Annotated in this window: 14 protein-coding genes and 1 pseudogene; all 15 read right to left on the reverse strand. The window is 41.1% G+C overall.

What is annotated here, in order from left to right; translation table 11 throughout:
• Positions 1-36: 36 nt before the first annotated feature.
• The 15 genes and pseudogenes from NYE58_RS26630 to NYE58_RS26695 all read right to left on the reverse strand — a co-directional run bounded on the left by NYE58_RS26630 (position 37) and on the right by NYE58_RS26695 (position 14,952).
• Positions 37-1,101 (reverse strand): serine hydrolase domain-containing protein, encoded by a 1,065-nt coding sequence (locus NYE58_RS26630; protein WP_341003437.1) that lies wholly within the window; start codon positions 1,099-1,101, stop codon positions 37-39.
• A 202-nt stretch (positions 1,102-1,303) separates the two neighbouring features.
• Positions 1,304-2,488 (reverse strand): MGDG synthase family glycosyltransferase, encoded by a 1,185-nt coding sequence (locus NYE58_RS26635; RefSeq protein ID WP_341003438.1) that lies wholly within the window; start codon positions 2,486-2,488, stop codon positions 1,304-1,306.
• 223 nt (positions 2,489-2,711) lie between these two features.
• Complete coding sequence (locus tag NYE58_RS26640) at positions 2,712-3,335, reverse strand: HXXEE domain-containing protein (RefSeq protein ID WP_076281346.1); 624 nt, start codon at positions 3,333-3,335, stop codon at positions 2,712-2,714.
• A 23-nt stretch (positions 3,336-3,358) separates the two neighbouring features.
• Positions 3,359-3,940 (reverse strand): TetR/AcrR family transcriptional regulator, encoded by a 582-nt coding sequence (locus tag NYE58_RS26645; RefSeq protein ID WP_076184227.1) that lies wholly within the window; start codon positions 3,938-3,940, stop codon positions 3,359-3,361.
• 183 nt (positions 3,941-4,123) lie between these two features.
• Complete coding sequence (locus NYE58_RS26650) at positions 4,124-4,564, reverse strand: DUF6678 family protein (RefSeq protein ID WP_341003439.1); 441 nt, start codon at positions 4,562-4,564, stop codon at positions 4,124-4,126.
• Positions 4,565-4,659: 95 nt separating this feature from the next.
• A complete protein-coding gene (locus NYE58_RS26655; protein WP_076279211.1) occupies positions 4,660-5,103 on the reverse strand; it encodes a GNAT family N-acetyltransferase in 444 nt (147 codons plus the stop codon).
• Between the two features lie 178 nt (positions 5,104-5,281).
• Positions 5,282-6,136, reverse strand: coding sequence for a hypothetical protein (locus NYE58_RS26660; RefSeq protein WP_341003440.1), 855 nt, complete (start codon positions 6,134-6,136; stop codon positions 5,282-5,284).
• Positions 6,137-6,460: 324 nt separating this feature from the next.
• Positions 6,461-6,748 carry a hypothetical protein gene (locus NYE58_RS26665; protein ID WP_341003441.1) on the reverse strand — a complete coding sequence of 96 codons (288 nt, stop codon included), beginning with the start codon at positions 6,746-6,748 and terminating at the stop codon, positions 6,461-6,463.
• 124 nt (positions 6,749-6,872) lie between these two features.
• Positions 6,873-7,328: a hypothetical protein gene (locus NYE58_RS26670; protein WP_143761940.1), complete on the reverse strand. Its 456-nt coding sequence runs from the start codon at positions 7,326-7,328 to the stop codon at positions 6,873-6,875.
• 919 nt (positions 7,329-8,247) lie between these two features.
• Positions 8,248-9,387 carry a DUF4367 domain-containing protein gene (locus tag NYE58_RS26675; RefSeq protein ID WP_076277406.1) on the reverse strand — a complete coding sequence of 380 codons (1,140 nt, stop codon included), beginning with the start codon at positions 9,385-9,387 and terminating at the stop codon, positions 8,248-8,250.
• Positions 9,369-9,917, reverse strand: coding sequence for an RNA polymerase sigma factor (locus NYE58_RS26680; protein WP_076217975.1), 549 nt, complete (start codon positions 9,915-9,917; stop codon positions 9,369-9,371). The genes NYE58_RS26675 and NYE58_RS26680 overlap by 19 nt, the downstream gene beginning before the upstream one ends.
• Before the next feature lie 505 nt (positions 9,918-10,422).
• Positions 10,423-10,500, reverse strand: a pseudogene (locus tag NYE58_RS37575) (MerR family transcriptional regulator); the annotation flags it as partial.
• Positions 10,501-10,864: 364 nt separating this feature from the next.
• Positions 10,865-12,034 carry an MFS transporter gene (locus tag NYE58_RS26685; protein WP_076277407.1) on the reverse strand — a complete coding sequence of 390 codons (1,170 nt, stop codon included), beginning with the start codon at positions 12,032-12,034 and terminating at the stop codon, positions 10,865-10,867.
• 23 nt (positions 12,035-12,057) lie between these two features.
• Positions 12,058-12,876, reverse strand: coding sequence for a MerR family transcriptional regulator (locus tag NYE58_RS26690; protein ID WP_076194965.1), 819 nt, complete (start codon positions 12,874-12,876; stop codon positions 12,058-12,060).
• A gap of 1,098 nt (positions 12,877-13,974) precedes the next feature.
• Positions 13,975-14,952, reverse strand: coding sequence for a phosphotransferase (locus tag NYE58_RS26695; protein WP_341003443.1), 978 nt, complete (start codon positions 14,950-14,952; stop codon positions 13,975-13,977).
• Positions 14,953-15,224 lie beyond the last annotated feature (272 nt).

Below are 15,224 nucleotides of genomic sequence, written 5' to 3' on the forward strand. Positions count from 1 at the left end.
TTGTTATGAAGTTGTAAAATCATTTACAGACTCGTTCTAAATATTGGAGCCAAGCAACAGATCAAGGATTGGGAAGCATACACTGCCCATGTTGACATAGTCACAATTACTCATAACAGAAATAGCGATTTTTTTATCAGGAAGCAGGAACAGATTGCTTAAGAATCCAGTATCCCAGCCGGAATGTGAGAGAATACGAGAACCCTTATATTCTCCTAGAAACCAGCCCAATCCTATCTGTGCATTTTCCGGATCATAGCCCGTTTGTGCATGAGGTTTCCACATTTCATTATAGCTACCTGGCTGGAGGACTTCATTGCCGTTCCCGGCTGTTCCACCGTTTAGATGCATCAGCAGATATTGGCACATATCTTCGGCATGGGTATATAAAGTGGAGCTAGGTGCATGAGCCCTGTTATATGGAAAAACACTACTAACGCAGCCATCACATTCATGGGTAGCTCCAAGCACATGAGGTGCAGCAATATAAGCTTCAACCTCCTGTTTAAGAAAAGAACTGGACTGCATTCCTGTCGGTTTCAGAATATTTTTTTCCATATACTGCTCGAAGCTCATATCGCTGACTTTTGCTATCATATCTCCCAAGATCTCATATCCTATATTACTATAGGCAAATTTCTGTCCCGGTTGGCTTAACAGCTTGTGGTGACCTATCCCTTTTACATATCGTTCAAGACTTTGCTCGTCGTATTCAGGGCGGTCCCACGCGTAATCTTCCTCATCAGGCATACCAGAGGTATGATTCATAAGCTGTCTTATTGTTATATTTTGATACCGCTCATCCTCTAACTTAAAATATGACAGGTATTTAGTGATGGGAGCATCCAATTCTACCTTACCACGCTCAACTAATTGCATAATGGCGGTTGCTACGAAGGTTTTGGAGACAGAGGCTTGGTGAAACAAAGTGCCACGAACAACAGGATCACCCGTCGATAAATTTGCCGTCCCATATTCACCAGTAAACAGAACTTGATTGTCCTTTACGATTCCGGCCGCTAATCCCGGAAACTTTTCATTTTCCACAGACTTGATTAGCATTTCATGCAAAATATCCTCTAACTTCTGATTCGTGTACATTTTGACCTCCCCAATGACAATAAAGCAGCATTTTCAATAAATTCACCCATACAAATAATAACATCTTATCGACCCTTTATCTGGTAATAAATAATTATAATCAAATAAACAGGTGCTTACTTGAAAAGGCAGCAATTCATTCCCCGAGCTTCCGAGCCAGCCTCCAATTAGAGGACCCACAACGCGTGGTCTTCCTACCTTGCTAATAATATCCACGAATCGTCTTCGCCTGCCCTTCAACAATCATAGATTTTACAGCTGAAACAGACGGCTGCCGCAGCTTGATAACCTCTAAAGCCTCAGTAACGATAACATCCGCGGCTGATTTCCGGGAAAAGTTCTTCATATCCTGCACCTTTTCATCCCTGTACCCCAGATGCTCCAATCTCTGAAGCTGCTCTACTAACTGCTCCTCGTTTCGGGCAATCTCTATTAAATTGTGCTCAGACAACCATTCTGCATTACCTGCCTCCTGACCGGGGAGCGGACGATAGACAATTACAGGAAGTGCTAGAGCCATCGCCTCAGTCAAGGTAATCCCCCCTGCTTTGGTCAACAGACAGGAGGATATGCACATTAGCTCCTGCATTTCTTCTGTATAACCCCGTATATGTACCCGAGGATTCCCTTGAAAAAGCTCTTCCGTAGCCATCTGGAGCTTATGATTATTCCCGCACAATACCATTACATCGAAGTTTGATAGCTGCAGCGCCCTTATTATTAAATGGTTAATATCACTCAACACGCCGTAAGCCCCTGCCGCAAGTAATAGATAATGCCGATTTCCATCTAGTCCATGCTTACGTAAAAGGGCTTCACGTTCCTGAGTCTGTTCAAAAGCTTCACGAATCGGAATCCCGCTAACCACAAGCTTTTCTTCAGTAATACCTAATGACATCAGTTCTGCTTTCATGCTTTCCGTAGCGACAAAATACTTTGTGGTTTGTGGATGAAGCCATCTGCCATGAACCACATAATCCGTCATGACAGTGAAAAGGGGGATCCGTCTCCCCTTTGTTGATGCAAGCTCTGCAGCGGCCAAATAAGGAAAGGTATGAATGATAATATCCGGTCCGATCTCGTCGATGATCCTTTGCACTTTCCGCTTGCCCATAGAATGAATCCATCTGCCCATGAACTGGTCTGGGTTCATCTTGCTCGTCAACTTGTACACTAATCCATAAAATTCTTGAGTATAACCTGTGCTGTTCAGGTAGAATCTGCGGGACAGCTCATTCAGAGTAGGGTAGACTGCAGCGAAAAGATCCAAGGTGACAATCCGGCTGATCCCTCTACGTCTAAAAGAATGATCAATCGCTTCTGCTACTTTGAGATGCCCGTCTCCAAATGCCGAAGTTACAATAAGCACTTTAGGATCTGTGTTCATGAGAAAGCTCCTTTTTCGCTTGGCCTTCTCTAACTCTAACTCTGAATCGTAAACAGATAGTGATGAGATCCTCAACAGAATATTAACTTCAACATTTTCATAGCGCGAAGCAAACGAAGAAATCCGCAGAAAAAAACACAGTGCATCAACCTCCAGTAACGATAGGATTAATGTTCTGTGTTTAGTTAAAGGCCAACTGAACCTTCTGGTGGGTTATGAGGAGCTACTTATGAAAAGACCATAATTGCTTTTGCGAAAATTTGTGAATGGAGTTTTTGTTTTTCATCCATGTATTTCCTTTCACTATTAAAATATAAACAGCTATGGCAAAATAAATTGCGCTCCAAATCCAGTCTGAGAGGGTTATTAAATGATGCTCATATAAGTAGTTGATGTACCAGATCCCCACCGGCAAATGTACAAAAATTGCGGAGACTAATCCTGGATTATACATGCTTTTTGCTCTTATATTAATGACGACTCCATGGAAAATGATTTGGAAAAAGCCCATTAAAACAGGTGCCATCCCCAGCCATACTACTGACGGGAAGAATACAGGGAGCAAGTAGAACACATAGGCGATGACCACATTAATAATCATTGCCGACTGTTTATTTAATGGATAGTTGTCAGGGGATTCACTTTTAAAAAGGGCTATATTGAATATGCCTGGAAAGTACCCTGGCCAGCGGTATTCCTCAAATTGATGAAGAAGGATCGCCACAAAGCTTAACCATAATATGCTGTTTATCCGCGGTATTGTTTGCCAATTCATTAGAAGATACATGCATATAACAATGCCAATGAATAGTCCTATATCCTGCCAATATTTTCTTAAAAAATTCATTTAATCACCTCAATCTGAGTTTATTAATGAAAGTATCTTGCAAAGAGCAGGTCAATCTGTTCCTCTATAGGTGCAATCTTCACGGAAGCTCCTGTTTCTAGAATAGGACTCATAAGTGCCGGTAGAAAAAGCGCTCCAAAAATCTGCATCGTCATGGTCATCAGGTGCTCTGGCTGCTGTTCATCGGTTAACTCTCTTAAAGTATTTTGTATCTTAGGAAACCCTAATAGATTCAAAAATGATCCATATTCATGCTGGGAGGAGAAAACGGTCTTGCCCATCAGGATGATTCTGGAGAGCAATTCGGGATATTGAAGGATCACTTGCAAATAATCCAGTAAAAATTGCCTCAATCTATCTCGTGAGGATATAGAGAAATCGTCAAGTATGGCAAAGGTATGCTGAAAGCTGTTCAATATCAATTTGATGGACTCGCTAAACAAGTTTTCTTTGGACCCAAAGTAATAGTTAACTAGAGCAACATTCGTGCTTGAGGCTTCTGCAATTTTTTTTATAGTGATCCTTTCAAAGCCTTCTTGTTTGGTCAACTCCAGTGTGGCACGCATAATCTTCTCTTTTGTTTCCAACTTTTTGTCTGTCTCCATACGCAACCTCCAAGTATATTTCCTTTGATTTAAATGACATTTAAAATAACGTTTAAATTTAGTATAGCAATCTTTTTCCTTTTTGCAACTTTTATTTATCCGGAATCAAACCAAGTTTAAATGAAAAAGCAGCCGGTTGTTTGAGCGGCTGCTTACATGTTTTTATTAAATTAACGTTTCCTGTTAGCTTAATTGATTACCTTTGAAAAGTGAGTCTGTATTTGATATATATCCATAAATGAAAAATGTATTATTTTCTTCTCTATACGGAATTCTTAATTCATGTAAAATCGAAAGAAATTCTTTACTTATGTCAATTAATTCAGGAGGAAGCAGATTCCCCTTGTGCTTCTGATACCTTGGTCTAACCCGTATCCATTCTACAGAAAAAAAAGGTGAAAGTCCTTCTATCCAATCCCCTAAATACCAGACGTCGTTTTCGAAGTTCTCTGGATAAAGCATATCGTCTAAGACATACTTAGCTTGATATGGAGGGGTAAAAGGTAGTTTATTTAGTACATCACTTTGTAAGTTTCCCCACTTAGTGTCATTCATAACTGAACATAGTTGTTTCTGTTTAATAACTTCGTGTACCCTTTTTTTAAAATCCTGTTCATAACCCACAATCAAAAATCCTCCTGAATAAACAACATAAATCCCACGCTGACCTGCCTGTGTGTCATTATTGAGTTATCGTTTCCCGGTAAATTAATTCAAAATTAGTCAAGTTTAATAATCTTATCAAAGCAGTATGAATCTTTGTCATAGCCATTATGCACATAGAAAGCATGGGCGTCGGTTCGCTTAAATCCGCTACATAAAATAATACTGGATATTCCCATTTCTTTAGCATAATTCTCAGTGTGTCTTAGTAGTTCTGTACCTATCCCACTATGCTGTAATTCCTTTTTAACGGCAAGCCCTTGAATATGTAGATAACCATTCGAAGACCCTACGGATAACGCCTGAACTATAGTGACAAAACCAACCACTTCATTTTCAAATAATGCAACGAATGTTTTATAATTCCCAGCCTTATTCATGTTTTCCATAGTAACTCGAAAATTTTCAATATTAACATTGCGAACACCAAGTACATCATTCCATAAAAAAACAACTTCAGCATAATCATTTGCTACAACTTCTCGTATCTTAATTTCCATCCCCTCCTTTATAGAAATATTCAAGCAAAGGATTCGACAATTGATGAAGCAATCCTGCCCGTTACTTCAACAAATAAAAAAGGAGCATTGCCATGGCAATGCTCCTCAGCTATCGTTTCCCGTAAGCTTGATAGATTGCCTCTTTTTCAGCCTGCAATCCCTAGAATCCAATCTCTCATTAGTTTGTTGATTTATAATATTCTGATAAAATGCCCTCTAAAACTTGCTTATAATCGTTTTTATTATAAGAAGAGTTATCAACTTTTATCTTGGTAATGTTTAATCTGGTAAAAATCTCTTCTTCTAGTTCCCTTCTTGCTTTAAGAACCTGCAGTGTTCCATCTAACCCTTTATAATTTTGTGTTTTTCCATACCCCTGGTTCGTGTAATATTCAATAAATCCCTCTGACCATTCCTGAGGTCTTTCCTTTACAGCCTTTCTGAAAGAATGATCAAGATCATTCTGCTGTACGTATATCAACAATGGATTCAGCCGCTCTACAATTGTTGCCAGTTCAATAACATAACTCATAACGTCTTCCTTCTTCGCACCATGTTTAATCATGCCTATAGTTACAGGGTTTTGTATAAAACAACAATCAAAAACAAAGGTGTCTGCGCCATACAAAACACGATCCGCAAACTTCGTCCATCGTTCTGTTATCAGTTTCCTATTTTGATCCAGCGGCAATTCATAAATATCATGTTTAAAAACTGCGCGATGCAATTCATCTGGAAAACTTGACCAGACTTCACTTTTTATTTTCCGATATTCTAGGAAGTAATCGTTATCTTGTTGAATCATTAGATTACTCAACAAATCTTTAAACTTTTTATGGGTATTCAATAATTCATCCCATTCAGTTTTCTTAAAGAAAGCGACTCCATCATAATCAGCAGGATGTTCCAAATTACCTTCTAAAAATAGCTGGGATGTAATGTTCACTTCCGTAAAAATTTCATGAACGAGCTGAGCAGTTGTCGTTTTACCAGATCCTGGCATTCCCTCAATCAAGACTAATTTCGATCGCATAATAAAGTTCCTCCACTCGCTAGTAGAAGGATAAACAGGTAGGAATCAATAGAGATGCGGTTTCCCACAAATAAAAGCGGATACCATCAGGTATCCGCAAGAGGGGTATATGATACACCTTTCCCTGCATACCCTTGTAAGATTAAAGAAAAGCATACCTAATAAAATAGTATAGTCACTATTTCAGGCATTCTTTCAAATTGTTAATCTTTACAGAGTATTCCACATGATAAGGTTTATGCTCCTTTGTTAGCATCTCTATTGTTTAGATTAACAGTAAGCATAGGTAAATACAATCAGGGACTTTCTAAACAATCCTGCCCGTTAGCTTAACGGAACTTCGATATTATTGTTATTATCTGATTTAGGATGAAGACGATTTTCTATCACAAAAAAATGATTAAAAATACCTACTACTCGTATTTTGTTATCTGCCTCTCCAAAAATTTTTGTTTCTGCTGTCATAAAAATAATCTGATGTGTGAGACTTGATGATTTCAAGTCATTAATAGTATGAAAGCAATTTGAGCTTTCGGAACTGTCACATTTAAGACCGTGAACCTTATGGAGGTAATTATCAAAATATTGACTACTTGGTTTTGTATAAGCCATCACAAATAATAATATGGAAACGATTAGAAAAGCATATTTCTTCTTGATAAAGGCACCTCATCTCTTATGGATAATCGTACTATATATACCGCATTTAACTGCCGAATAGTGCTTTTGAATACACTTATATCCACGTTTGAAACGATTTATTGATCATCTTAACATTGTTCATTTTTGCCCAACTCTTTAAATCCGAGATACCTTTATCTTCATCCTTTGAATACCTAAATGCCATATCTAATGGGACGATCTTCCTCCTGTAAGGTAATATCCCAATAACAGGTTTAAAGTACCCCCTGGTCATTATCACTTTAATATCCTTTGAATTAATAATATTTCCATTTAATATAATTTGCTCATTGGATAGGCATAACTCCGTTGGTTTCTTAAAAAATGTTCTGTACAATGCGAGTAACAATAAAACTAAACACAAAAGAACCACAGTTAACGAAGTGTAGAATACCCCCCTCTGATTCCATAATCTCAATCCAAGAATAGATTGACTCGATATAAGAGCAATCATGCCTATAATAGTTCCAATTCTGGATGGATTCTTAACTGGATATTTTATTTCCGTCAACATGGCTCCCCCCTGTTCAAATCCCACACCTTAGAATACCACATATTGGAAGTATTCTGCCCGTTAGTTGAACATAGGCAGCCGATCCATTGACCGACTGCCTGTGTGTCGTTATTGAGTTATAGTTTCACGTTAACGTAAAGTTAAGGTAATGAATCAACATGTGATTCGACTTCAAAAATAAATTCTTCGAGGTTATCGCAGTCAAACCAACCACTTTTTTCATTGATTTCATAAAGCACTTGAATTTTGCTGCTGGGGCAGTGGAACGCTACGTAACTTCCCCGTCCAAGATGAGCTAATGCCTGCACTAGGGCTTGTTCAGCATCTTTCCATGTTGCAAAACCGGCTTTGAGGCACTACCGTCTCCTTTGTGTAACAGGATGTTTCCCGAGTTCAATCGTGTATGCATAGGTTCCATTCTTTCGTTTGCTGATACAGCCTCGCATCGTTAATCAGCCTCCTCGTTGATTTTCAGTCGTGTTACACTTGTACTGGAAAACAGAACAGCGGGATTATCGTTATACATAGAGGACAAGCTTGATCCACTGAAGACGGTCGTTATGTATAGAGGGCAGACTTCGAGTGTTACATTGCGCAGCAGTATAGCACACTGTACCCACTTGAGGTTTGCCCTTTTTTTGAAACTGGTTTTCATAATCCATCTTTTCCAGCTCTAATTATGCACTTTCTCTGGTTTAGCCCCTCCATGCTGCTCCTTATTCCGAGAGGCTATAATCTGCATTATCTTGCTACATTGCTACATTAATAATATGAATCGGAAGTTCATATGAGAGCAATGCAAGAATTCTTATAAAATCTCACGAATATGCAGTGCTTCGCATATGCAAAAAACGCTCGAGGGCTGTCCCGCTATCATAGATAGCGAAACAGTCCTGAGCGTAATATCTGTGTTCGTTTAATTCATCATACTGGCAGCAATACGGATGACCTCATCCTTGGTCAACTCAGATTTCTCCTGGCGAACCGACACATTATAGATGATCTGCGCTTCCGGGTCAGACCAGACTAGTCTATACTTATACCCCAGGTCAATCTTTTCGTTGCTGGAAGGTTCGAGATAAATGAGCTGCTTGCCGCCAATATCAATATTCTCCACCTTTGTCGTTTTGGTCCACAGCAGGCTTTCTACCGGTGTAGCTTTTTCATCAACACGTGAGGCACTGATTCTCACCTGAATCTTCCCCTTCTTGTACACAAGTGTAGAAGAATCATAGGCAATATTCTCCGCCTTCTCCCGTTTCCAAGTCATCCGGAAGTTGTCTCCTAGGTCTATCTCGCTTTCGCCTTTAAACTGCTTGTCATCTTCGACCTTTATAAAAGAAGGCTTGATAAACGCCTCGTCCAAGGTATACCCGTCCGGCATATATCCCGGTTGCTTCACTTCGGGAGCGTGGTGCTTCTCAACACTGGTCTTATAAGTGGAATAGTCCTTGACTATGATCGGCGGGCAGTATAACCCAAGATGAGATTCTTCTTTCCCGTCTTCACGTTTGATAACATAGGTGGCATACTCTCCAGGAAGCAGCAACTTCTCAATGGCATTGTAGCCCTTTGCATATTTCATCTTGTAGAGTTCATCCTCTTTGCTCAGCTGCGCTTTGGCCGGCCAGGGAATCAAGGGTTCATTCGGCTTCTCTATCATTCCACCTGATTTCGTTGCCAGAAGTGGCTTATAGGGCAGCACCTTGTACTGAATTTGGGCCCCCTGCCGGAGTTCACCGGAATACTGGGTATAACCGCCGCCCAACAAGACCATTACAAGTAGTGCCGCCACCCAGCCCTGCACCGGAATCCGCAGGATTCTCCTCCGGCTCCGCCCCGTTCCAGCTTCTGTCTTTAGCCTGCGCATAACGTTAGGAGCCCCTTCGTTTGACGGAAGTGTCTGCAGAGGGGTCTGCTCTTCTGCAGCAGGTAAGATCCCGCCAAGCCCGAGCGCTGTCATTACCTGTTCATGAACATCAACGGGGATGAAATTGGCGGACCGGTCTCCGTGCTTCAGAAACCGCTCCTCCGAGGTTAATTCACTCTTGTCCATAGTTGTTTCTCCTTTCTCTCCAACACCTTTTTAAGCTTGCCTTTGGTCCGTTCATATCTTTTGCGTACGGTAGCCGTACTGACACCCAGAATTTCGCCGATTTCCGCAAACGATTTATCTTCATAAATACGCAGAATCAACAAATTCCGGTCTTCCACATTCAGCTTCCCCAGGGCGGTCGAGACTGGCTCGCTGAACAGACGGTCCTCGACCATTTGTTCGGCACTGTTCACCGCAACCTCCTGCCGGAGCAACTTGCGCAATTGAAACTGAAATTTCTGCCGCCGCAACTGATTCAGACAATGGTGGTACGCGATCTTGTAGAGCCATGATACGAAATCCGCCTGCGGCTTGTATTGCCCGATATTCTGATAGGCCTTAATCAGGACATCCTGCACCGCATCCTCCGCCTCTTCCCTGCTGTTCAGCATCCGGAAGCAGTAGAGGTATATCCGCTGCTGGTACAGCTTGATTACATCTGAGAACAGGCGGGCATCTCCGGCCTGTATTCTCCTAATCTTCTCTTCCATAGAATCCACGTTGGTCTCCTTTCTTCTATTTCTTCTGTTTCTATAGATATAACACTTGAGTAGCCTCAGGCGTGACATTTATTTCTTCCGGCTGCACAGCAAATGAGACCTACAGATGAATCCCGGTTGGTGATCCGCTTGAACATGTGCATCACCTTCTCCGCCAGGTTCCCTTTTTTCCAGTATTGGGCTGCATCGGCATGGACCTTAATCAGAATTACATCCGGTCATCATAGCCGGTCTTCAGGAGCGCCCCGCAAATAAAGGCAGGGCCTACATTGGTGGGGGTTGGCGGCAGTGACTTTCTCTCGCTGGACTTTCCTAGGGATCGGTAACGTAAATAGAGTTACACTTAGCTTAGCTGGCAGCTGACAACAGCCTGACTCCACGATGTAGAATCCGGTACTTTTACTACAAGCTAGTCGCTCTGGGCACCCTTGAACCCCTCGCGGACAAGAACACCAAAATACTTTTGGCCGACAAACTTCCCGCCATGAACTATCCAATAGTAACGATAGCACGTATCGTGATCCACTTTTCTCGTCCTAAGTATGCCAATCTGGTCGTAATAACGCAGTGTCATCTCCTATCTACAACATAATGTGAGTATACAGTTTCCCGTGCTGAGAAACGTCAATGATACTTTTATTCATTCGAGAAATTACTCTTAGATGAACAAAAGCAGCCGATCGTGTTGATCGGCTGCCTTCTTGTTTTTATTAAGATATCGTTTCACTCTAGCTTAAAGTTCAGGTAATGAATCGACATGTGATTCGACTTCAAAAATAAATTCTTCGAGGTTATCGCTTCTAATATCTTACAGTAATCAAATAAACACTCAACATCAGCTCTGTCCATTAAATTGGAATGCTGATACTCAGTCCCAGATGGCTCTGGAAAAATTCGGCGAAAAGGTTCTCTTTGTCGTTCTCCAATCCATTTCTTATTTAAACCGTAGTAGTTTTAGTCCTACTGCTCATTTTTTTAAATAGTAAGCTGGCAAGAAGTAAAGCTATGCATACAGCGGCAAAACCCAGCCAATTCAAATATAGGACAGAGGTACGACTGATGACTAACCCGCCTAATCCAGATCCCAGTGCAAAGCCAAATTGGATGAACGAAGTATTTACACTAAGAGCAATGTCCGGATTTCGAGGCGCCAGAGTAACCAGATATAGTTGCTGGGCCGGGGAAATACTCCACGTTGCTAACATAAAAATCATTAAAACCAAGATTAAAACCAACAGATTGACTCCGGCTAGAGCGAATAAAAGCAGTGTCGTCCCTTGTAACAGGAGCCCGAGACAAATGGTGAATTTCGATCCCTTTGCATCTGCCAGTTGTCCGCCCAGCTTTGATCCGACAAAGCTGCAAATGCCCGCCAGGAACAGAACACCGCTAATTTCGGTCATGGAAAGAGAGGACGTGGCTTGCAAGAAAGGCGTAATATAAGTAAACAGTGTAGAATAGCCGCCGACATAAAATAACGTAATAACCAAGGCCATCAGAATGGTTGGATTTTTTAAAATAGAGAGCTGCATTCTGAGGGTAACCTTTTCCTCTTCTTTGATTGCCGGAACCTTTTTATAGATGATAAGTAATGGAAGAATACTTAATAATCCGATTAAAACAAATAGCACTCTCCATCCAAACATCTCACTAAAAAATGTGCCCACAGGAACACCAAGCACTAGTGAACTGCTAAGCCCCATCAAAATGATACCGATGGCATTGCCCCTTTTTTCTTTTTCAACGAGTCGGGTCGCTATTGCCATGGCTACAACGGTAGCGATTCCTCCGCTAGCCCCTTGGATAATACGTATCCATAGTACTGTTTCATAAGCAAGATCTACAAACATAAGTCCGTTGCTGGCAATAAACACACCTAGGGTGGTCATTAGTAGTTTCTTGCGATCTGCATTGATCGTTAATGCAATCAAAACCGGAGCGACAATGGCTGCAGAGAGGGCAAACACAGTCACCAATAATCCAACTTCAGAAGTAGATACTCCCAAGTCCACAGCGATCATCTCAATAACTCCTGTAATAATATATTCAATGGTTCCAATCAGAAAAACAGCCAGTGCCAGAATATAAATGATCCGTTTATTTTTCAATTTCCCCCACTCCACTTCTTCTGTTATCTATTTATAATGGGAATTTGTATTTCTATGAATTGTGCATCTCGTTCTGGAGATAACGGTAAATATAACTCCCTGCCCGGTTCGTTCTCCTTGATCTGATAGTTGTTTTTCTCAATCCATTTAGCTAAATGAACACAGGCCGCACAATCAAAACTAGTATTTGAATGAAAAGCCATTGTGGCCATCATCGGTTCAGGAGGAAGAGTCCGTAGCTGAAACGGTTCTGGAAATGATCGCAGCTCACAGGTTAAAAAATACCCGACTTCAAACTCAAACTCATCCTCTTTTCCTTCGACTTCTTTCCACAAAACAACCTGAGGGCCTTGAATGAATTGACGATTTTCCGTCGTTATAAACTGATCAAATTGACGAAGCAAATCCGGAATGTCCTCTTCTTTCCCGCATGCTTTCTGATAAAGAAACAATTGAGCACCCTCTGCTTTGACTCTGATTTCTTGACCCGTTTCGAATTGCCCCTCTTTTTCTATAAGCTGCATACGTTCCTCAATCCTGACGAGTTTAGCTTGTTCCGTATCGATGATATGCTGGATTTCGCTTCTTTTCAGCTTAAACATGCCTTGAATATTTTCTAATGAAATATTTTCCTGAAGCAGCTGTTTAATTTGAGGCAATGTAAAACCCAATTCCTTATAGATTAAAATTCGGTTGAGCTCAAGGAGCTGATCTGCGGAATAGTAACGGTAGCACGTATCCTGATCCACTTTTTTCGGCCTTAGTATGCCAATCTGGTCGTAATAACGCAGTGTTTTTAAGGATACCTTGCTTAGCCTAGAAAATGCACTGATTTTGAACAAAATATCATCTCCAATCTATAACATAAGGTGAGTATACAGTTTCCCGTGTAGGGGAAAGTCAAGGGATGCTTTTATTTATTTGAGAAATAACTCTTAGATGAACAAAAGCAGCTGATCGTGTTGATCGGCTGCCTTCTTGTTTATATTAAGCTTCTTTCCAAGGTTTAATTGGTGCGTTATAAGCCAATAAACGTTTTCACCTTTGCCATCCTTCAATTATCGCACGGTGTAGCTAGGTTGGGCTATAGGTAGCTAATTCCGCGCACGGTGTAGATAGCTTGAGCTATAGACGGCTAGTTTAAACACTGGGTAGCACGTTTAGGAGCAAATTTGGCAGGCGGCGTTCTTTTCACCAACTGTTCGGACTCAGTTGCTCTTATTTCCACAATTCAGCTCGTTTTGCCACACTATCGGACTCAGTTGCAGCTATTCCCTCAAATGTACTTCTTTTCTGCGCAAATCAAGGGCAATAAGAGCTATACAGTCCGAAACCTTCGCAATATGAACCCATATGCTGAAATAGCTGCAATACGGTCCGATACGATCAAGATCGCGCAAAGGGCAGCTAGTTTCGAGACATAGGCGGCTAGTTTGAGCAACAGGTAACAAATTCTGCGCACGGTGCAGCTAGGTTGGGCTATAGGTAGCTAATTCCGCGCACAGTGTAGATAGCTCGAGCTGTAGTTAGCTAATTCCGCGCGCGGTGTAGATAGCTTGAGCTATAGGTAGCTAATTCCACGCACGGTGTAGATAGCTTGAGCTTAGACGGCTAGTTTAAGCACTGGGTAGCACGTTTAGGAGCAAATTTGGCAGGCGGCGTTCTTTTCACCAACTATTCGGACTCAGTTGCTCTTATTTCCACAATTCAGCTCGTTTTGCCACACTATCGGACTCAGTTGCAGCTATTCGCTCAAATGTACTTCTTTTCTACGTAAATCAAGGGCAATAAGAGCTATACAGTCCGAAACCTTCGCAATATGAACCCATATGCTGAAATAGCTGCAATACGGTCCGATACGATCAAGATCGAGCAAAAGGCAGCCGATCACGCAGCTGGCTGATCGTGATTTGAGCCAACGTTTCCGTTAGTGGAACAAACTACTCCCAGTAAGGAGTCCCACTAAAAAGAAATTCTTTTTTATTTACATATAACCTAAATTCCCGACTTGCTAATTTACTAATATGACTGGGTAACCACTCATTAGATTCAGGCAACCCAAGCCAAAAATTCATTGTTTCGAGTTGGGCAGCTACAAAGAAGCCTTCTAACTGTTGAACATAGTTATGAGGCAGGCCGAATTGTTTGGCGTATGATTCTAGCAACTGGCTTCTGAACGCTGGGTGGATATAAGAAAGTGCCCAACCTAAATCGAATAAATAATATCCGAACCCGCAAGCTCCAAAATCAATGGCTCTAGCTTCTTGTTTATGAAACACATAATTACTTGGAATCAAGTCTGCGTGAATTATCCCCCAGTTGCCAGGCGTTCTTTCTATATCGTTCATCATTAAAATTGCACGCTCACCGGCCAATTGCAGAATTCCCACATCATTTTTATTGAGCTCACCACCGTCGGCCAGCTGTTTGAGCTTTTCTAATGATTGCGAAATTCTAGTATTATCAAAGGATGGTCTAGTAAATGATTGCGGAACCTTCCAAATAGATGATTGTTTATGAAGCTTTCCGATCAATTCACCTACGCACTCGGCATCATTGACTGTTGGAACAAATTGTTTTTGTTCACCCTCTACCCATTTTACCAATGTACAGTTCATGTCAGCTATCTTAGTAACATATTCACCAATGTTATTTTTTATAGGTGACGGTAACACCAGATCAGTATCATTTATTAATGATTGCAGCCAAATCATTTCTGAATGAATGACTTTTTCCTCAGACCAAATACTTTCCATCGAATCATTTTTTGATAGATGTATCCGCAAACTATAGCAGTTACTTTCCTTATCTGTCACTTTATAGATGGTGTTTGCATTTTGGCCAATATGAGCTATTGATTGATAAGTAATCGAATAACAAGTTAATGCTTCTATTGCAACATCATGAGTATTTAACATGTTCTCCTCACTCCCCCTGAAACAACCGAATAAGGACATCGTACCATGACTTTTTCTAATAGTTCGGGAGAGAACTCTTATATTTATATTTTATCCACCACTTAGTTTATTTAGGTAACTTGCCCGTTAGTTGAATAAAGGCAGCCGATCACATTTACTGACGGGCTGCCTTTATCGTGTTTATGGAACTAGCGTTTCCCGTTAGAATTCCTGTAAACTGAATAATTTGGAGTTTGAACAAAAACGAGCGCCTCGGTAACATGGGAGTTGGA

Source organism: Paenibacillus sp. FSL L8-0708 (genome assembly GCF_038009325.1).
Lineage (GTDB): Bacteria > Bacillota > Bacilli > Paenibacillales > Paenibacillaceae > Paenibacillus_AQ > Paenibacillus_AQ odorifer.